Below are 20,120 nucleotides of genomic sequence, written 5' to 3'. Positions count from 1 at the left end.
GTCACGCGCTGGGCTACCCCTTCAAAAAGTAGTGAAACACGTAGAACAGCAGTGACAGAGCACTCAGCACCCACATAGGCGGACTCACTTCGCGCACCCGGCCAGCCACTGCCTTAACAATGGGGTAGAGCACAAAACCCGCTGTCATCCCCACGCCCATGTTGTAGGTGAAGCTCATGAGCACAATGACTGCGAACGACGGGATCAACTCTGTCACGTCATCGAAGTTTATCTTGGTGACAGGCTTCATCATCATCATGCCGACCATGACCAGGGCCGGACCGTACGCAAACGGCGGCACAGCTTCCACGAATTTGACGAAAAAGAGAGTCAACAGGAAAAGGAAAGCGGTGACCACGGAAGCAAACCCGGACTTGCCGCCCTCCTCAATCCCAGCCGCCGATTCAATATAAGTCCCTGTGGTCGTTGTGCCGCACAACGCACCAACCACAGTGGCAATGGCGTCAGCCAGCATCGGCTTCTCTATTTCCGGCAAATTGCCCTGCTCGTCCAAGAACCCGGCACGCGCCGATACCCCAATGAGCGTCGCCATGGTGTCCAGGAAATCCATGAGGAAGACGACAAGCAAGACCGGCACAAAGCCCCACGTAAAGACGCGCCCAAAGTCCAATTTGAACATGATCGGCGTCGGATCAGGGGGCAACCCGATAGGCATCCCGCTCAAGGGCGTAAACGAAGGGATGGAAACCCCGAAGATGCGCACCAGGAGGTTGGCGAGCAGCGTCACCGCCACTACCGAAATCAGGATACTCCCGCGGACGCCCAGTGTCATCAGGGCTGCCATGAGGAGCAGTCCCACCACCCCGAGGACTGCAGAGGGGCTAGTTACGTCACCGAGCTGAACCGGTGGACCGCCCAGCATACCGGCCTGGACCAGACCCATGTCGCTCAGGCCGATGAAGGTCAGAAACAAGCCTATTCCCACCACGAAACTGTACTTCATGCTCTCCGAGGCAGCCATTGCAAGCCAGCTTCGCAGCTTCAGGAGGGTAATGGCGACGAAAAGGACTCCGCCGATGAAAATCGCTGCCAATCCTTCTTGCCAAGTGAAGCCAAGTGTGCCCACGACCGTCACGGCGATGAATGCGTTCTCCCCCATGTAGGGCGCGATGGCAAACGGCCGACGAGCATACAGGCCCATGAGGAGCGTGCCGACGAAAGCAGCAATGATGGTCGCCACAGTACTCGGGCCCACTGGGATCCCCGCTCCCTGCAAGATCAGGGGGTTCACCACCACGATGTAAGCCATAGTAATGAAGGTGGTGGCGCCGGCTAAGATCTCTGTGCGATAGTTGGTGCCCAGCTCTTCAAACTTGAAGTAACGGCGCATTGCACCTCCTCCTTGTCCGGCTATGTCTGACGTTGCGTGGGCAACCTACATCCTGACCGCTTGAACTGCGCCAACGCCTCTGCCAACGCTGGGTCCGTCACAGCCAATATTTGCACCGCGAGAAGCGCTGCGTTTGCCGCTGCCCCAATGCCCACGGTGGCGACCGGTACCCCACTAGGCATCTGGACAATCGAGTACAGGGCGTCCACGCCCCGCAGCGGCGAGGAGTCCAGAGGGACGCCGATGACGGGCAAAGTCGTGTGCGCAGCCATCACTCCGGGAAGGTGCGCGGCCATGCCTGCGGCGGCAATCACTACCGCGAAGCCACGCGACGCGGCACTCTTGGCAAACTCCGCCGTCGCATCCGGGGTGCGATGTGCGGAAAGGACAAGGGTCTCGAAGGGGACCTGGAAATATGCAAGTGCCGCCTCAGCCGCACGCATTGTCTCCCGGTCCGATTCGCTCCCCATGACAATAGCCACCTTGGCCCTCCCAGTTCCTGGTTTGTCCATGGCGTCACCCGCTTACTCGACGACCCCTTGTATGGAACGTACGAGCCATCACATCCATCTGCCGCATGAAGGGCATCTTCCGCTCGCCTGGCGCGAAGCACGCCATGTCAATCACAAACAGCCTGCCAGTGGGCTCATCATAAAAGCCGTAAAGGTGAAATGGACCGCCCACCACCTTTACCGAGTCATCCCAAAGGCCCCACATTTCTATAGCACGACGTCCGTTGAAATCCACCCATTGCCAGGTGGTATACCCTTCGACAATGCGCTCCCCAGTGTAAAAGCTCTCGCCAATCCACTTCCGCTTCTTCAGACACCAACCCGGCGTCAACACCGAGGGGTCATCGCTGTCCTCCCAGTGCACAAGGAACCACCTCTCAGGAGGGATGCGCCGGAGCCAAACGATGCGATCGCTCGCCTTTTCCAGCAAATGATAGTCGTGCTGCACACGCACCGCCCACCCGTACTTGCGCATCAGCTCCTCCTCCACTGCCTTCTGCTCATGTTTTCCAAACATCTGTTTGGTCATCACTTTCCGAACATGTTCCATAACCAGGCTGTGGAGGCGGTCGGCGTTTTCGGATATCCTTTTGCTCAAGGTTGAGGTATCATTGGCCACAACGACCAGCAGCAACTGATCCAGCGCCCACGGGTTTTCCTTTTTGAAGAGAAAGCTGCTGTCCTGCTCCACCCGACGGAGGTCGTTCGGCGACAACATCCTGCCGAAGAGGGATTGCATGACCGGACTTCCGGAGAGCGTGCCTACCACCAAGAACGTGTGATAGCGCCTGAAAGTGCCCCAGTTCTCTGGTGATACCCACCGCACGCGCAAATAGGACTCGGGCTGAGGTGTGTACACGGTGCGCTCGAGGGCGGCCCTCACCGTTCCTTCCACCGCGAGCCACTCAGTGGAATCGGCCAAGACGATGAGCAAATCCTCGGAGCCGTACCCTGGCTTTTTTGTGCCGCACCCCTGCTGCACGGCCAAGAGAGCAGGCAGAAGTGCGATCAACAAGCCCTGAGCTATGCGTTTGTGCATCGCTACCTCCTTTCCTCTGCGCTCGGTGCCGCAGCCGAAGGTCGCCACCGCCCGGCCTGTGCCGCGGCACGGCTCTGTTCCCTGCGCAAAGATAGGATCACCCCCCCAGGGACGGTCGCAATCACTCCTACCAAGTAAGCGAGAAACTGCATGGCGACCGCAGCCGCCTCGGGTACCCCCACTCGAGTGAACAACAGCACACCGCTTTGTTCCCGCACGCCGATGCCCCCCACGGAAATTGGCAAGCTTGCCAAGAACGCAATGATGGGCACAAACACCAGGAAAAAAGCAAAACTCACCCGTACGCCCAACGCCAACGCTGTCAAGTAGTGAACCCCAATCCGCAGCAATTGCACAACGAGCGACAAGCCCAGCACCTGGCCTAACAGGGCGCGCTGGTGACGATACTCATTCACCTGGTCGTAAACCTGCTTTGCCCTGTTCTTCAAGCCCAGGGGCAGCACCCGATTGAACACGTAGACTATCGGACGCGCAAATCTCCTGCTGAAGAAGAACAGCAACACAAGCACCCACAGAATCAAGACCCCACCGGCGATCGTCAGGGAGGTGGCATGGCCTGAATAGTGATGCCATGCCACGGCGGCCACAACCGCCACTGAGGTCAAGGTGGCAAAGCCGACCAGGCGATCAAACAGCACAGAAGAAACAGCTCCCGCCGTATTTCCTGAGGCCCGCGCCGCGTCAAAGACCCTAAAGGCGTCGCCACCGACGTAGCCGATAAGAAAGTTATTGAGAAAGAGGCCCACAAAGTAGTAGCCTACCACTTGGCGAAGGGACAGGCCAATACCCCTCGCGCGGAGCAGCATTGCCCACTGCACCGCTCCCAGCAGGTTGCTCGCAGTGAACACCACCGCTGCCGCGCCAAGCCACCAAGGGTTTACGCCGCTCAAGCTCTCCCGCAAACGGTCGAGGCCGATACGCCAGATGATAAGCGCAACCAGCGCGGCACTGACCAGCACCTTGAGCGCGGTGATGGCCACCCGCCGCAGACTGCCGCCCGGGCTTGGCTCGGTCACAGGAACCTCACCCTCTATTCTCGGGTTGGGTCACACCTCCTGGCTCTTTAGCCCCTCTCTCAGTCGTTGTATCTGCGCGACCAGCTCCGGCTTTCTGGCGGAGCTCCTTGATCTTGGCTTCTATCTCCCTGTCACCCGGATGCTTATCCTGCCAGCGCGCAAGGACGTCGGCGGCCTCGGTGTAACGCCCCTCCTGCTCATACAGGTTGACCAGCCAACCGTGCGCCATGCCGAAATCGGGATTATCTGCCACCAGCTTCTTCAGACGCCTCTCGCACTCTTCCTTGCGACCACCAAGGTAGTAGAGCTTGGCGACCTCCAACTGTGCATTCACATCCAAGATGGGGATGACCGCCTCAGGCATCACCTCCTCCATCTTCTCCAGTGTCGCCACCATGTCCGGGTAGCGCTGGGCACGCGCATATTCGGTGGCCAAACGCAAGAAGGCGGCTCGATAGTTCTGCAGAAGACCCTTCACGTTATCAGTGAAATAGACGGATGGATCCTGCAGGCTTCGGTAGCGAAAGACCTCGAACAAGTTCTTGCGCAGCCGGTCCACAGCAACCTGGTAATCGCCTGGCACGCTGACCACCCTGAAGCCCAGTCCATCCATCCTCAGGTATTTGAACAGGTTCAGCTTGTTGTCGTTGGAGACCGTCACCGCGAAGTAGACGGGCCTACGCCACTGGTTGTCATAGAGGATCCGTAGCACCATGTAGTCTTGGACGCGAATACCTTGTCCCATTAGCGTAGGTAGAACTTCGAAGGTTATCCGATCCACCTCTCCGCTGGAGCTCGGTGGGGCCCACTCACCAAGCTCGGCCCTGTCCCTTTCGTACGCTTCCGGCGGCACAGGGATGCTCACCTTTACCTTTCTGGGCGGGTTGCGCCGCAGCCTTTCCAGGTCCTCGTCACCCATTTGCCCACTCATAGCGAGCAACTCCAGCATGCTCATCGGGCGCAGAGTTTCGATCTGACTGTCACTCATGCGTATTGGGACACGAGGCTCCTGGTCCCGCAGCTGTTTGATGTACCAATCGGTATTGAGCAGGCTGAGGTTCACCACCCGCACATCTTTGCGAATACCCTCCACCTCCTGCAAGAACCACAGCGGGAAGGTGTCGTTGTCGCCATTGGTGAAGACGATAGCGTTCTGCTCACACGTCTGCAACAGGTTGTAGGAATAATCGTACGGGACGTAGTCACCGGTGCGGTCATGGGAGTGGAAGTTGAAGGCGAAGAGGTTGATCGGCCCCGCCACCAGAAGAAGCAGCGCTGTGCCGGCGACAGCCAACTCTCGCATCCTGCGTTGCCTCAGGGCCTCGGCAACCCACTCCAGAATGGCCGAGACCCCCACTCCGATCCACATGGCGAACGCGAAAAACGAGCCCACATAGACATAGTCTCGCTCGCGCGGCTGGGGGTCCTCCTGGTTTAGGTAGACCACGATCGCCACCCCAGTCATTATGAACAGCACCAGCACCGCCAGGGCTCGCTTCCAGTCCCTGAAAAAGTGGTGAACCATCCCAAACAGCCCGATGAGGAAGGGTAACGCATATAAACCTCTCAGCGAAATGGTCTCCACAATGTACCCATCGCTGCCGAGGGTGTTCCCCTTGCCTATGAACTGCCAGCCGAAATAGCGCCAGTACATTTTCTTGAGTTGATAGTTCCAGAAGAAGCTGATCTGTCTGCCGAACTGGTGCAACTTATAGTTCTCGCCGGGGTACCGCTGCCTGAATTCCCATTCATACGGGAGGTTGGGAAACCTGCGCGGGAGGATACCCCATGTGCCATACTGTTCTCGATTCAGGTAGCGTACCATTCCCGCAGCCGTCTCTGGGTCGTTTTCGTCGATTGCGGGATCGAGGTTGGACCTAATGTACAGCGCCGTGTAGGTGGAATAGCCGAGCACGATGAGAAAAAGCGACAACAGCGATACAGAGAGCCACCGGCGTCGCTCATTTACTGCCACCACTCCAGCAATAAGAAGGAGGAGGATGAAAATCAAGAGGGCTTCCATCGAGGTCTTTTGGGCCAGGTAGGGAATGCCCTTGATGACGCCGGGGTAGATGGCCACAAACACAGAGGTGCCCACGCCAAGGGTGAGAGCAAGATGTGCATACCGCTTGCCCGCTTCGCTGATTTTGCCGCGTGCGTAAAAGTAGTGCCCCACCAGGTAGAGCGCCAGCCCAACGTAAACGAACTTGAAGACCATCCCGACGAAAGCACAGGCCCCCAGAATTGCCGCCGCTACGACCAGGTGGAGGAGCATTTCCTGGAAGGAAGCAGGCTTGAACCTCCGAAAGTAGAATATGAGGAAGACGAAAGGAAGGGCCAAGATGTTGAGCAAGTGTACGCCAATTGCCAATCCCACGCAGTAGGCAATCATCAGCACATAGCGGTCACTGCGTGGGTCATCGGCGTGTTCCATCCACCTCATGGCTAGCCAGACCACTGCCGCGGTGAAGAGCATGCTGACGGCGTAGACCTCTGACTCCACGGCATTGAACCAGAATGAATCGGTGAATGCATAAGCAAGCGCCCCAATTGCCCCGCTGCTGTAGAGGAGAAGCCTGTCGAGCTTGCTTTGAGGCACACCGCGCCACAAAACGATCAGCCGCACGATGATCAAGTAGAGGAACAGAACCGTAAAGGCGCTGGCAATGGCCGAGATTAGATTCACCCTGAAGGCAATGTCCCTGGCGAAAGGAACCATGGAAAATATTCGACCCAGCAAAATGTAAAGCGGCGCGCCAGGCGGATGGGGCACGCCAAGAATGTAGGAACAGGCAATAAACTCCCCACAATCCCAGAAAGACACCGTGGGAGCGATGGTACGGAGGTAGGTCAGAAACGCCACCAAGGCCACCACGCCGCCCACCAGCGCATTCATCTTGCGGTGGTCATTCATGAAGGTTTCCTCCACGGAGTGAACGAGTCATTTCCTGCTCGATGATCTCCATCAGGCGCGAAACAGAAGACTCCCAGGAAAATCGCTGGGCCCAAAGATGTCCGGCTTGTCCTAACCGCTCGCGAAGCTGTTTGTTCTTGAGCACACTACACACGCACTCGGTCAGTCCCTTAAGGTCCCCCCAAGGATATAGCAGTCCTGTCCGTCCATGGACAACAGAATCCCGAAGCCCTGGGGAGTCCGCGGCCACAACTGGCACTCCGCAGGCACTTGCCTCCAGCACGGTGATTCCCCACCCTTCCTTCGCAGAGGGGTTCACCATCACCCACATCTGGTTCAACAGTTCCGCCTTTTGTTGCTCGGTCACCTGGCCCGTGAACTGCACCCGCTCGGAAATGCCCATCTCTCGGGCCATCGCCTCCAGCCTGGGGCGGTCATCCCCCTCGCCAACTACCAGCAACCGCACCTCAGGAATCGCCCGCTGTATCATCGGCAACGCCAGCAGAAGGTGGTCAAGGCACTTGTAGCGCTTGATCCGCCCCAGATAACCCACCGTAGCTCGCTGCGACTTCAGTTCTGGTCGAGGGTAACATACCTCATGGTCCACTGCGTTATAGGCAATATCTTCGCTGCTACAACGCAGACCAAGACTGGCAAGTTCCCGCTGTGTGCTGGCGGACACGGCGACGAAGCGCGTGTCACGGTAAACCCGGGGGACCAGCTTCTCAGCAACCTGGACGTAGGCAGCAGCCAACCGGCCGGTCTCGAGCCGGATCGCAGAACCAAACAAGTGATGCACAATAGCCACGACCGGCCGCCGCACGTACAGCGGTGTATAGAACGGGATCTTGTTGATGTCTTCCAACACTATGTCAAACGCTTCCCTGTCCTTGAGGGTCCTATACAGAAAGGGCACCAAGTAGTTAAACACAGGCCTTGGCCCCCTGCGAAAAATTCGCACGCCGTCTATGACCTCTTCGCGAGCACCGCCGTGGAAGGCACAGCTCACCTGAGTGACCTCGTGCCCAGCAGCAGCCATGCGTCTGAGGATCTCGTGGGCGTGGACCTCAGCTCCTCCATGTGAGGGGTGACGAATATCCTGCCAGTTAATGAGGAGGATTCGCAACCTCACCGACCCTCCGGACGCCGCGCCACAACCCCGATGTCCATGCAGGTATTCAGCCACAGAGGCCTCCGAAGGACTGCACGGCGCACCCGCGCGCGGAGGGACTGCACCGGCTTGCACATCGGCGGGTACATAGGCAAACGAATGCCAACACGCCGGAATAGCTCACGGAGCATACGATAGAAAAGGCTGGGACGCATGTAGTCACCGTAGACCCAGAGTACTTCAAGTCCGCTGCGTTCCATCAGTCTTTTCAATTGGCGAACAGAGAACTCTGTCTCCCATCCTGCGAACCACTTGCCGAGGGCCATCAGGATATGCTTTAGCACTGTGTAGATGTGGTACCGTTGGGGTACGTCCACCACAACAATGCCCCCGGGACGCACCACGCGCACATTCTCTCGCAGCAACGGCTTGGGGTCAGCAAAGTGTTCCAGCAATCCCTGGTGGAAGACCACGTCCAGGGTCTTGTCGCGGATGGGCATCGCGCAGGCGTCGGCGCGTACGACGTGCACGCCACGAGTCACGCGTGCTTGGCGCTTCATCATCTCCGCGGCTTGCTGGGCGTAATCCAACAGTATGACGCGTGCGCCGCGTTGTGCCAGCCTCAGCCCATCCCGCCCCGTGCCTGCACCCACTTCCAGAGCCCGGATTCCTCGGAGAGAGACCGCACGGGCAATCTGCTCTACCACCCGGTCCGCGTTCGAATAGTAGGCTGTAGCCTCTCCTCTTTCTGCCCAGAACTGTTCCCAGTGGGCACGCCGCGATCGCTTTTCGACTGCGCCTGTCGCCATGTGACTGATGGGAAAAGTAGAAAAAAAACTCCAATTAGTCAAGGTGAAACACTTGCCGGAAGGTATTCTTCGGCTAGCAAGAATGGGGTGACCCACGCGCACCAGTCGCGCCCCTGCACCGCAAACTGGGGCCAAATGAAAAAGGGGCTTCAAAATCCTTGAAGCCCCTGACGTTGCCAGCGCAGAACGGGTAGCTATGAAGGCAGATCCACGGCCACGTCCTGCCAGAACTCCGCTTTGATGCGTCCCCCAGTCTTTGCCTTCAGGAGGGACAACAAACGCAGGTAAAGACTGTTCTTCTTGCGCCAGACGGCATTGAGGCGTCGTGCGTAGTGCGCGATTGCCACCTCTTCTAGACGAAGACTCAGCAGCCTCCGCACCAAGGTCGTGATTGAATAAAAGCGCTGGTGCGCCCAGATTTGCGCCATCTGTAATTCCCACAGCGAAAAGCCTCGCGGCTCAAACACAACATGGTGCGCGTCGTAAAGGCTCCAGTCGGTGAAGGCGATGCGCCCTTCTGCCCGCAACTGCTCAAAGCACTGGCTGCCCGGCAATGGAGTCAGAATCAGGAACTGCGCTGAGGCAAGGCGGTGCTTCTTGGCGAAGGCCACCGTAGCTTTGACCGAGGCAAATGTGTCGTCGTCCAGACCAAGGATGAACATCCCATGCACGTTGATGCGATGCCGCCGGAATATGCGAGTGGCATGTTCCATTTCTTTGACCGTCTGATGCTTGCCTGTGGCCTGCAGACTGGCAGGGTTCACCGTCTCAAAGCCGACGAATACCGTGTGGCAACCAGCGCGCCGCATCAGACGCACCAAGTCCTCGTCTTTGGTGAGATCAGCCCGTACCTGGGTGGACCACTTGAACCTAAACCCCTCCGCGCACATCGCCTCCAACAACCGTCGCGTGCGTTTGGGGTTCGCAGCGAAGTTGTCGTCGTAAAAAAAGACAAAATTATTAGGGGCGTCATACCGCCGCAACTCGGCGATTACGTTCTCGGTGGAGCGGAACCGATACTTGCGGCCGAACATGCCGGTCACAGAGCAGAATGAACAGTTGTAAGGACACCCACGCGAAGTCTGGACCGGGATAATCCTCTTGCGCCCAATAGTCCGCTGCTTTCCCCTTACCAAAGAGAAATCAGGAAAAGGAATCTCATCCAGCACTACAGGAGGAGCAGCCACCGTGGTGCGCTGCCATGTGCCGTCTTTGCGGTACACAAGGTTTGGCACCTCTTCCAGAGGGCGCTGCCCGGTTAGCGCTTCCAGAAACAACGGGAAGGAGGATTCTGCCTCACCCCGCAGCACATAGTCGGCGTGGGTTATTGCTTCCTCCGGCATGTAGGTGACATGTGGCCCTCCGAGAACAACCGGAATGCCTTTGCTCCTCACTCGGTCTGCAATAGCATAAGCGCGCGGGGCGGTTGACGTGACGGTAGATACCCCGACGAGGTCGGCCTGGGCGACCTCCTGCCAGTCGATTGCTCCCTGTTCCTCGACGAAAACATGTGCGTCCCACCCCTTCTGGCGGGCGATGGTCGCCAAGATAATGGTCCCGAGTCTTGGCAGAGGGAAGCGGGTGAAGATGTGAAGGTTCGGCGCCTTCGGCTCGATCAGGACTAGTTTTGCCATGATGACGTACTACCTCAATGTTTCGCTGGACTTTCTCTGACTCTCGGCGCCGGGTTTGCCGGAGCCGTCGCTGAATCGGCTAAGAAGTTGCGACACCTCCTTTCCCTTTTTGCGCAGCAGATCCTCCCACCTCTTGATCCCTTGCTTGAGGGCTGAGATCCGCTCTTGCAAAGAAGCCATCCGCTGCTGCATTAATTCCAGGCGCTGCCTTGTCTCTTCGCGCGTGTAGGTAGCGGCGCCTTCGCTTATGGCCAAGAAGTCGCGGAAGAGGTCCGAAATCTCTTTGATCTCCTCGAGGGAATACCCGAAGTTTTGCAGGTCCTTGATCAGATTGCACAGGTACACGTAGACGCGTGAATAGAGCCGAAATCCACCTGTGCTCCGCGCGTCTGGCTGGAGGATGCCGCGCTCCTCCCAGTATTTGATAGTGCGGGCATTAACACCCGCCTGCTCTGCCAGCTCTCCCACGGTGAGAAAATCAGTCACCTGCCGAGCGGAGCCAGTGGCACCTTGCGCCGGCAGTCCCACCTTCCGCACGATCTTCTGAATGGCCTGCAAGTCATAGCCCAGCCTCTGCAACTGCTGAATCTGTCGTGCCTGGTTGACGTGTGCCTCTGTGTAGAATGGTATCTGATTGTCAATGCGCCCTAAGTGACGAACGAGCCCTAAACGTTCCCACTCCGCAAGCTCCTCCTCCGTAATGGAGAGGAGAGTAATAAATTCCTGCCGTTGGTACACGTGAGCCTTCATATCTGTCCGTTTACGTATTGTTCTCCCAGACCTATCAGCGAACGTGTAGGAATGTAGGCCTTTTTTTCGACTCTGTCAAGCTCTTTTCTCGGGCGACGCAGATTTTTTTTCGGCTTCTTGTGCGGACCCGCGGCGGAAGGCGGCCCTTCAGGGGCGTGTCCCGGATTCACACTCATGCCGCACAGGTCGGAACAGGCCCCATGCGGCGCCGCGCACCCTCACTATTCCCCCTAACGGGGACGGGGGGATCTTCTCATGCTGAGGGAGCCGCTGTCGGGTGGAAAAGAGGCAAGCCACTGCCAAATTGCCAAAAGCCTCTGAATCGATCATCATTTCTGACACACACAGCTCGGGAAACAAGGGGATGCAAACCGTCCACGTTGCCGCCGGATGTTGGTTCGGCCACCGAGAGCAGATTGAGCGACGAATTGTTTCAGCGAATTACCTTTTTCCTATGTGCACTTCGCGCAGGTCTCGCACCTGTACGCTGTCAAGGAAGGCACGAAAGGCGGGATACTGCGTGGGCGAAACCTCCGCACCGGTGAGACGGTATTCGATCCGAGCGAAAAGCCCGTCGGTGGTGGGGAACCATGACCAGGTGGCTGCTCCGTGCTCACTGCGCAAGGAGTCGGAAAGGGCCTGCGAAAGCAGCCGGTAGCCTTGTGGCAAAGTGAGGTGGAGCGTGAACTCTTGCGTCACACCGAATCGAAAACGAATCGGAAACCTTCTTTCTGGTGACCGGAACAGGCTCGGTAGCTCAAGAAGCGAGAACTGCGCAGGGCGAAGTCCGAGTACAGCACCGGTCCTCACCGCAAAGCCCGGGGAGCCAAAGTCATAGGTCAGCTTTACCGAGTCCGCCTCCGGCTCCATTCCTTGCACTTCCCAAGCAGCTAGTTTGATTCCTGGGCAGCGACTGGCCAGGTCCCACTCCAGCCAGCGTGCCCTTTCCGTGGCACTAAGGTTTGCTAACTCCTTGCGAAGCTCTGCAGCAGGTGCGCCTCGCAGCACGGTGGTCCCGTGTACCTCTGCAGCTCCCTGTTCTTGCATCCGTGCATACCAGCGCACGGCAGTACGATTCGCAGCCGGATGGCGCCTCGGTGTCCGCACCACCCCGCCTGTCCCGTCCCTTTTCACACGAAGCACAAAGACCCCTTGATCGTACCAGGGCAATTCACCAAATGGAGTCCCTTTGTCGGTTGGATCGATCCACAGACCGCTGTCGGGGGCGGCCGGCCAGAACACCATCGCGTGATTGAAATGGAAGGGCGAAGGCAAAGAGGTGTCCGGCACGCCGTTTTGCCAAGTGCTCACTAGCACCTGCTCCGTTTCAATGCCGACTGCCGAGGCCATTGCGCACAGAAGAGTGGCAACGTCTTTACAGTCCCCATAGCGATTTGCGAGCACCTCGGCTGCCGGGTGGGGTTGGTACCCACCGATCCCGATCTCCACAGCCAAGTAGCGGATGTTATCCCTCACCCACATAGCCAATCGTTTCATCTTCTCCCACTCGGTGCTGGCATCACCCACTACCTCGCGGGCCTTGCGAGAGATTTCCTTGCTCACTTTGCTCTGGGGTTCGACCAACGCATTGTACCAGGCGGCTACATCGTTCCAGGTCGTCATGCCCACGGGAGCCAGCTCGAGCCGCGCATAGCTTTCCCGTGGAGGAGGCATCGATAACTCCCGGACCACAGCAGGGACGTCCGTCACTTCCCACACGTACTCTGCCTTGAAACCCGCAGGAGCCTTGGTCACACGCGGCCGAACCTCAAGGCCATGGACCCGGTAGTTCACCTTCCATTCGCCAGGAGCAAGGACTCTAAAACTTGATTTGACCACCGGGATGTCCTCCTGAAATGTCCATGAGTGCCAGAAACTCCGCGTGGGAATGCGAACCCGATATTTGTACTCGACCACCGAACCCGGTTCAATGCCCGGCACGGCGAAAAGCTTAGCCCGTTGGTCAGAGTAGAAAATGAAGCTGGGATAAAGAGTGACGTCGTAGATTCGCTTAGGCTCCACAACCGAAATGTGCCCTTCAGGGGAGATTGCCCGCGCCTGCAGCATCTCCACATGACTGTCGGCGCTGTACGGCACGACCACGTTGGCAAAGCGTTCGCCCCGGCGAGTGAATATCCTTACGACCCGGCGGCGCTCAAAGAGGGTGAAACCCATCTGCCATTCGCCGGACACCTCGACTCTGCCTTCATCTAGTACCACCACTGCTTCTGCGTCGGGATAGTCCTTGGCTTCCGGAAGCTTAGCCAACGCCAGGTCTCGCCAGTCCACCGTGCGAGCCCACTCCGAATTCCGTGAACAGCCTACGAGGGCCATTATTGCACCAAGCAGGATTCCGTTCGCCAAAAGTGCCAGAAACCCCATGCCGCTCGGAGGCAGTCCGGCTTGCGCATGACACCGTGCGTCTCGATCCACGGCCTCAACCGCACCAGACGCGATGACTCCGAGCCAGCAACTGCTACCCGCCCCGACAGCCATTCCGTTGGCTAAGAAGTCCTTGTCTTTCCTCATATCGTTTGCTACATTTAGAGAGCGCAGCAACAGCCCTGTCACATGCTTGCGCCTAGCCCCGAGGGAGCGTGCACCCATGGATACCCGTCACCGGCTGCTGGCAGCCTTGGACTATGCTCCACTGGACCGGCTTCCCAACTTTGAATTCGGTTACTGGGAGGAGACCATTCGCCGTTGGCACGCAGAAGGACTGCCGCGCCATCTCATTAGCCCCCAGGAGGTGGAATCGTATTTCGGTCTGGAAGGCATTGAGACCCTTGAGTTCGTGCCAGTGATCAATGGGCTTTGGCCTCCGTTTCCTCGCCACGTTCTCTCCGAAGGTGGAGGACGAAAGATCGTCCAGGATGAGAACGGCGTCATTTACGAGCAACTGGCTGAAGGGGAGAGCATCCCTCGCTACCTGCGCTTTCCGATTGCCTCCAAGCGCGACTGGGAAGTGTTTCGGCGCGAGCGTCTGGACTGGACCCGTGAGGACCGCGTCACCGGCTCACTAGTTGAGTTCGTACATGCCAGGCACCAACAAGGCATGCCCGTGCGTTTCGATGCCGGTTCGCTTTATGGCTGGCTGCGCAACTGGATGGGCGTGGAAAACCTGAGCATCGCCCTTCTGGAAGAACCCGCATGGGTTGCTTCGATGATGGACCATTTGGTCCACCTGACCATTCACCTGGTGCGCACCCACATTACTGCCGACATGGCGATAGACATCGCCTGGTGGTGGGAAGATATGTGCTACAACCACGGCCCTCTTCTTTCGCCCCGCCTCTTCTCCCAACTGATGATTCCTCGTTATCGCGAGGTCACCCAGGAACTGCAAGCCCACGGAATCAGGCACAGCGCAGTGGACTGCGACGGCAAAATCTACGAGTTGGTCCCAGGGTGGCTCGAGGCAGGGATCGATGTGATGTTCCCCATTGAAGCGCTTCACACCTCGCCTATGCTCCTCCGTGAGCAGTTTGGCGACAGGGTTCGCTTGATCGGGGGTGTGAACAAACTGGCGCTCATCGCTGGGCCTTCCGCCATCGACCGAGAACTCGCGAGCCTGGTCCCGCTCGTCGCGCAAGGGGGCTACATTCCCACCATCGACCACCGCGTGCCACCGGACGTTTCCTTGCAGAACTACCTCTACTACCTGGAGCGGAAAAAGGCCTTGCTTGCTCTGGGTGCTCATCGGCAGTAAGTGTGCCTCAGCGTTCGAGCGCGGGGAACGGACGCCTCCTACCGTCGCCTCCGCTCACATACTTTGCTCTCCGTGAAACTCCTGATCGATACCCAGCTGCCGCATCTTGCGATAAAGGTTGGTCCGTTCAATACCCAATTCCCTGGCGGCCGCATTGATACTCCACCCATTGGCGATGAGTGTGGCCCTGATAAGATCCCGTTCGAACTTCCTTCTCGCCTCGCGGAGAGACAAACCAACGTAACCAAGTCCTCCATTTTCTTGGTCCGAGCCAAGCGCACGTAGCACCTGGGAGATGTCCACCACGTCGCCATCGGCCAAGAGCACGAGCCGCTCCAAGAAGTTGCGTAGCTCCCTCACATTGCCACTCCAGTAGGCACCCACCATCGCCCGCATCGCAGCCGGGGTAAAGTGCAATTTGGGCTTATGCAACTCGGTACAAAACTGCCCCACGAAGTGATCCACCAACAAGGGGATGTCTTCTTTCCGTTCTCGAAGCGGTGGCAACTGGATGCGCACCACGTTGAGTCGGTAAAAGAGGTCTTCGCGAAACCGTCCCGCTCTTACTTCTTCCTCAAGATTCCGATTGCTGGCGACCAGTACGCGGACGTCGACCTGGCGAACCGACTCGCTGCCCACCGGCTGGACATCGCCCGTCTCCAAGGCACGCAGCACCTTGGCCTGAGCGCCTGCACTCATGCTGCTGATCTCGTCAAGGAACAACGTCCCACCGTTTGCATAGACGAAGAGACCATCGTAGTCGCGCACCGCTCCCGTAAAGGCTCCCTTCTTGTGTCCGAAAAGCTGGCTTTCAAGGAGGGTCTCCGGAAACGCAGAGCAGTTGACAACAACAAACCGGCCGTGAGCTCGCCTGCTGAGACGGTGGATGGCGTTGGCAGCCAATTCTTTGCCGGTGCCCGTCTCTCCCACAATGAGAACTGTGGCGTCGCTCGGTGCCACGCGGTCAATGAGGCTATAGACTATGCGCATTTGCTGGCTGGTGCCGATCATGCCATAGCGCTCGTAGTACTGCGCGGCACTTGCGGCCGTTTTGCGGAGGGCCTCTCCCCTGCGCAATTGCTCCTCAACGTGGTGCAAGAGAACCGGAAGCTGGAGGGGTTTTTCCAAGAAGTTACTGGCACCGTGCTGTATGCTTTCCACCGCTTTGGGAATGTCCCCGTAGGCTGAAATTACGATGATGGGACGGGCGCTGTCCATCGCCGCCAGCTGGCGCAGTAAGTCGGTGCCGTCCACTCCCGGCATATAGAGGTCGAGGAGAATCAGGTCGGGATCTTCCTGGCCGGCGAGGCGGAGTGCTTCAGCCGCGCTCGCTGCAACAGAGACTCTGTAACCTTCGTGGATGAGGATATCCTCAACGATGGCCAACAGCTTGGGGTCGTCGTCGACCACCAGAATGTGCGCTGCAGGTCCCTTTCGCATTGCGGTGAGCGTCACTGCGTTCTGTAGACGGGCAGTTCCAGCCGAACGGTGGTACCCACGCCGACTTTACTTTGGATGCTCAAGCGACCGCCATGTTCCTTGGCAATGTGACGACAAATGCTTAACCCGAGCCCAGTGCCACCTTTTCTTCCGGACACATAGGGTTCAAAAACACGGCCTAGAAGTTCCTCTGGAATGCCACAGCCGGTGTCGGCAACCTCAATGGTGACAAACTCCTTGCGCGCTGGTTCACCCACGACCAGCCAGTGGGTGAGGCTAGCGCGGAAGAAAATGCGGCCCTTGCCTCTCATCGCGCGGACAGCGTTGTCAAAAAGGTTGAAAAACAGTCGTTGCATGCCTTCCATGTCCACACGAACGTCTGGCAACCCTTCTTCGCACTCCACTAGCAGCTGTATCGTTTGCGGCAGCCACTGCCGCACTTGACGCTCCACGGCCTCAACCAGGGCCCGGGCTCCCATAACCGCCACACGCGACGGCTTCAAACTGGTGAAGCGAAGAAACCCGTTGGCGATGTCCCGCAACCTTTCTATCTCCTCGATGGCCGAATTCACGTAGCGGTCAAGGGTCTGGCTTTCGCGGGCATGTGACTCCCGGTAGGCAATCTGGAGCCTTTGCAGCGTGAGCAGCACGGTGTGCAGAGGATTCTTGATCTCGTGGGCAAGATTCTGAGCGAGCGCCGCCCAATCAAGTGCCCGCCGCAATTCCACGCTCGCAGTGGCGTCCTCGATGAGGACCAAGTATGCGCATCGTGCGCTGCGGCGCTCGGAAAGGGTCAGGGCGCGTACCCTTCCCACCTGGCCAGAGGAGAACTCCATGAAATGGTCTACGCTTGCCGTTTTCAGACCACCATCAGCCGCAGTCTCGGTCAGCAGAGCCCCGATCTCTTTTGCGACCGCTGGCGGAAAAGCCTCCCGGTAGTCGAGCCCTTGTGGATTGGTGATTCCCGGCACCATACGCTGGAGTGAGGCCCGGTTGCAGTGAACGATCGTGCCGTGCCAGTCGAGCACAAGTGCGGCGCACGGAAACCCGGCCACCAGTCGCGCTATCTCGCGCCGGTGACACGCGCGCCCTACGTAGTAACCTGCCACTGCTCCTGCCGCCAAGAGCGCGAACGCCACCGTAGAACCGGGCCACATCCACGATGGCGCAGCCCCCAGGAGGAAAAAAATGGACCCCGTGCCCCATGCTCCCAGGGTGCTTCCCCCTACCTGCCAATCTGCCATCGGAATCATCTTCGCGTGCTGCCCGCTCAGCTTGCTCCCTTTCAGCCTGCCAAAGAATTGGGTTCGAAGCGAAGCCCCTGCGCCTGGGAAACTCTGGAGATGCTCATAGACCAGTGACCCAGACGTGCGGGAAAAACCGGCGGCCTGCTGACAGGCTAGGCCCATCGGAACATACGCAACCAAAGGGAAATAGTCAAGTGGAAATTGCGGCATCGGGTCAGGAGCCCCATAGGGGCGGCGGGAATGCCACAGGATAGGTGGGCAACTGACCTCGTGGCTAACGGCGCAAGAGGTACTTGTTTCCCTCAAAAAGCGAGAGGCGGGTCCTCACTGCGCTGAGGGACCCGCCTCCCCCCTTATTGCCCGCCGTCGCCCTGCCCTCACTGAGCTCGATAGCTCCGACGTCCCCTAATCCAGTTTTTTCTGGTCCGGTCCGTCCCCTCCTGCCCGCGTTCCCCGCCATCGCGCTGACAAAGATTGCAATATGCGGGCCAAACGGCACTAGCGCATCATTTCGCTAAAACAACAACTTAGGCAATCTCAGTTATCAGTGGCCTAGGGCGATGTATCATTTTTGCAACCTCAATGGGCGGATGTGTCGTTTTTTTGCAACACAGAGCCGCACTCCACATGTGTGCAGCTCCGGCCCGAGCAAAGAAGCTATGGGCCAAGCTGTCCGTGGTGACTCTCATCCGGCTCGCGGCAATTGCAAACAAAAAGCGGGCGCTCGAGTACCGAGCGTCCGCTACCCTCCGCGTGCCGAAGGGGGGAGTCGAACCCCCACGGGCGTAAGCCCACACGGCCCTGAACCGTGCGCGTCTGCCAGTTTCACCACTTCGGCATAGCCCCCACTCTTCGTTCAAATTTACTAATCCAGGAGTGGAAAATCAAGCACTTTGTTTGACCTTAAGGTGCGAGACTGGCCGTCTGCTCCTGGGGGTGGTACGCACCGGGCACCGCCCCCTGGCTTTTTCCTCCTGCGGTGGAAATCGCCTTGACTTTTCCTGCCGAAAGTGTTAATTTTACGCAGGTCGCGTGAACGAAGAGGGAGCCCAGGGCAACAGGGTAACCCTCCAAGCAGATTGCTCGTCACTATCTTCGATGGCCCGTTGCCCGATGAGGGCACCCTTAGACGCCGTTCGAGGCGGACCACTGACATGAGGAACGGGAGCGCGGTCTTTGCTACCAAGCACCCAAAACGAGGAGAAACGACCAGTTGCCTACGAAACCAACTCGTTGGTGTGGCTGTCCAGTCCTTGACGCCGGCTCGAGCACGCTCTCCCCTGAAGGCAGGGGGAACCGCCATGGGGTACCGTCCTCACGCCCGTATCGGCTCTATGGCCCGGGGAGACGCTCGAAGGGATTTTCTCAGACTAGGCAGGGACTGAACCTATGACAATTAACAGCACCGCGAGCCGTCTTGGAGGCGCGGCCTCCTTTGCCCCTGAGCAGGCTAAGGAGGGGATCTTCACCCTGGATCGCAAAGGCCGGTTTTGCTTCGTCAACCCGTGGCTGGCCTCACTGCTCGGTTACAGGACCGAGGAACTTCTTGGAACCCCGCTGGAGCAACTTGTTTCTGCTCGACACAAGAACGCCGTCCACGAGGCTTTCAAGCAAATGTTGAGAGGCGGCGAACACCTCCCCATCCAGCTTGACCTCCTCCGAAGGGGCGACGACTGCGTGCCGGTGGTTGTCCACGCCTGGCCAGTGCGAGAGAGGGAGCAGATCATCGGCATCCAGGGCACCTGTCATCAGCGCTATGCACCCCCTGTGGGGACAACTGGGACCGCCGTTTGTGAAGACATGTACCGCGCCCTCTTTGATATGGCATCCGAGGCCATTCTTGTTACCGACCGTACAGGCAAGGTGGTACTTGCCAACGATGCTACGGCGCGGATGTTTGGGTACAGCACACCCCAGGCGCTTGTGGGAAAGAAGGGGGTTTCCCTGTATGCCAGACCCTCCGAACGGGAGACTGTGCTGGAAACCCTTAGGACGAACGGTCTTGCCGTTATTGAAGAGGGCAGATTCCGCCGCCAGGATGGTTCCCAGGGTGAGTGTGTTGCACGCGCGTATGCTTTGCGCGACGATACTGGCCAACTCTCCGGCGTAGTCGGCTTCCTCACCGATGTTACCGCCCAGCGCAAGGCTGAGGCCGCTCTCCGCCACTCCGAGCAACAATTCCGCACTTTGGCAGAGGTTTTGCCCCATATCACTCTCCTCCTCGAGGACGACAGGATAGTTTTTGCGAACAAGGCCTCTGAGATGCTTTTCGGCTACGTACCAGCCCCAGGAGACATACACGGGCTCTCATTGCTGAAGGCGGTCCGTCAAGAGGATAGAAAACTCTTTGCGAGCAAGCAACGCCTCGCGCGGCGCGAGGGAAAACGCGAAGCATTCGAGTGCGTTCTTGTCTGCCACGATGGCCGACAGATGGATGCCCTGGTGACTATTTCGCCCGTAGAGCACGCTGGCCGCCGGATGTCCCTGGTTGTTATCGCGGACCTGAGCAGCCAGAAAAACACAGAGCGAATTCTGCGGGACACCGAGGCAAAATACCACACGTTGGT

14 protein-coding genes and 1 tRNA gene are annotated in these 20,120 nt (G+C 58.4%); 2 read left to right on the top strand and 13 right to left on the bottom strand.

What is annotated here, in order from left to right; translation table 11 throughout:
- Positions 1 to 13: 13 nt before the first annotated feature.
- The 10 genes from ONB25_11520 to ONB25_11475 all read right to left on the bottom strand — a co-directional run bounded on the left by ONB25_11520 (position 14) and on the right by ONB25_11475 (position 13,446).
- Complete coding sequence (locus ONB25_11520; GenBank protein MDZ7393511.1) at positions 14 to 1,351, bottom strand: NCS2 family permease; 1,338 nt, start codon at positions 1,349 to 1,351, stop codon at positions 14 to 16.
- A 20-nt stretch (positions 1,352 to 1,371) separates the two neighbouring features.
- The gene (purE, locus tag ONB25_11515; protein ID MDZ7393510.1) at positions 1,372 to 1,863 is read right to left on the bottom strand and encodes a 5-(carboxyamino)imidazole ribonucleotide mutase; all 492 of its coding nucleotides are present in this window, start codon (positions 1,861 to 1,863) and stop codon (positions 1,372 to 1,374) included.
- A 4-nt stretch (positions 1,864 to 1,867) separates the two neighbouring features.
- On the bottom strand, positions 1,868 to 2,902 hold the full coding sequence (locus ONB25_11510) for a DUF4837 family protein (GenBank protein MDZ7393509.1): 1,035 nt from the start codon (positions 2,900 to 2,902) through the stop codon (positions 1,868 to 1,870).
- Positions 2,903 to 2,904: 2 nt separating this feature from the next.
- On the bottom strand, positions 2,905 to 3,939 hold the full coding sequence (locus tag ONB25_11505) for a flippase-like domain-containing protein (protein MDZ7393508.1): 1,035 nt from the start codon (positions 3,937 to 3,939) through the stop codon (positions 2,905 to 2,907).
- A 7-nt stretch (positions 3,940 to 3,946) separates the two neighbouring features.
- Positions 3,947 to 6,853 carry a DUF2723 domain-containing protein gene (locus ONB25_11500; protein ID MDZ7393507.1) on the bottom strand — a complete coding sequence of 969 codons (2,907 nt, stop codon included), beginning with the start codon at positions 6,851 to 6,853 and terminating at the stop codon, positions 3,947 to 3,949.
- Entirely contained in the window at positions 6,846 to 7,985 is a 1,140-nt protein-coding gene (locus tag ONB25_11495; protein MDZ7393506.1) for a glycosyltransferase family 4 protein, read from the bottom strand. Before ONB25_11495 ends, ONB25_11500 begins: the two co-directional genes overlap by 8 nt.
- Entirely contained in the window at positions 7,982 to 8,773 is a 792-nt protein-coding gene (locus ONB25_11490) for a class I SAM-dependent methyltransferase (protein MDZ7393505.1), read from the bottom strand. Before ONB25_11490 ends, ONB25_11495 begins: the two co-directional genes overlap by 4 nt.
- 194 nt (positions 8,774 to 8,967) lie before the next feature.
- On the bottom strand, positions 8,968 to 10,407 hold the full coding sequence (locus ONB25_11485; protein MDZ7393504.1) for a B12-binding domain-containing radical SAM protein: 1,440 nt from the start codon (positions 10,405 to 10,407) through the stop codon (positions 8,968 to 8,970).
- A 9-nt stretch (positions 10,408 to 10,416) separates the two neighbouring features.
- Positions 10,417 to 11,157 carry a MerR family transcriptional regulator gene (locus ONB25_11480; protein MDZ7393503.1) on the bottom strand — a complete coding sequence of 247 codons (741 nt, stop codon included), beginning with the start codon at positions 11,155 to 11,157 and terminating at the stop codon, positions 10,417 to 10,419.
- 441 nt (positions 11,158 to 11,598) lie between these two features.
- Complete coding sequence (locus ONB25_11475) at positions 11,599 to 13,446, bottom strand: DUF3857 domain-containing protein (GenBank protein MDZ7393502.1); 1,848 nt, start codon at positions 13,444 to 13,446, stop codon at positions 11,599 to 11,601.
- 316 nt (positions 13,447 to 13,762) lie between these two features.
- On the opposite strand from ONB25_11475, the gene ONB25_11470 reads away from it, so the two are divergent.
- Positions 13,763 to 14,866 (top strand): uroporphyrinogen decarboxylase family protein, encoded by a 1,104-nt coding sequence (locus tag ONB25_11470; protein MDZ7393501.1) that lies wholly within the window; start codon positions 13,763 to 13,765, stop codon positions 14,864 to 14,866.
- Positions 14,867 to 14,920: 54 nt separating this feature from the next.
- Here the strand turns inward: ONB25_11470 and ONB25_11465 are convergent, their stop codons facing one another.
- From ONB25_11465 to ONB25_11455, 3 genes are all read right to left on the bottom strand, one after another.
- On the bottom strand, positions 14,921 to 16,306 hold the full coding sequence (locus tag ONB25_11465; protein ID MDZ7393500.1) for a sigma-54 dependent transcriptional regulator: 1,386 nt from the start codon (positions 16,304 to 16,306) through the stop codon (positions 14,921 to 14,923).
- A gap of 11 nt (positions 16,307 to 16,317) precedes the next feature.
- Positions 16,318 to 17,550, bottom strand: a complete 1,233-nt coding sequence (locus ONB25_11460) for a HAMP domain-containing histidine kinase (GenBank protein MDZ7393499.1) — start codon at positions 17,548 to 17,550, stop codon at positions 16,318 to 16,320.
- Positions 17,551 to 18,307: 757 nt separating this feature from the next.
- A tRNA-Leu gene (locus tag ONB25_11455) sits at positions 18,308 to 18,391 on the bottom strand.
- Between the two features lie 551 nt (positions 18,392 to 18,942).
- Here ONB25_11455 and ONB25_11450 point away from each other — a divergent pair.
- Positions 18,943 to 20,120: PAS domain-containing protein (locus ONB25_11450; protein MDZ7393498.1), on the top strand; the 1,178-nt coding region annotated here is incomplete at its 3' end.

The sequence above is a fragment of the candidate division KSB1 bacterium genome (genome assembly GCA_034506335.1).
GTDB lineage: Bacteria > Zhuqueibacterota > Zhuqueibacteria > JANLFK01 > Oleimicrobiaceae > Oleimicrobium.
The sequence above is the reverse complement of the archived record's forward strand: the minus strand, read 5'-3'. Positions and strand labels throughout refer to the sequence as shown.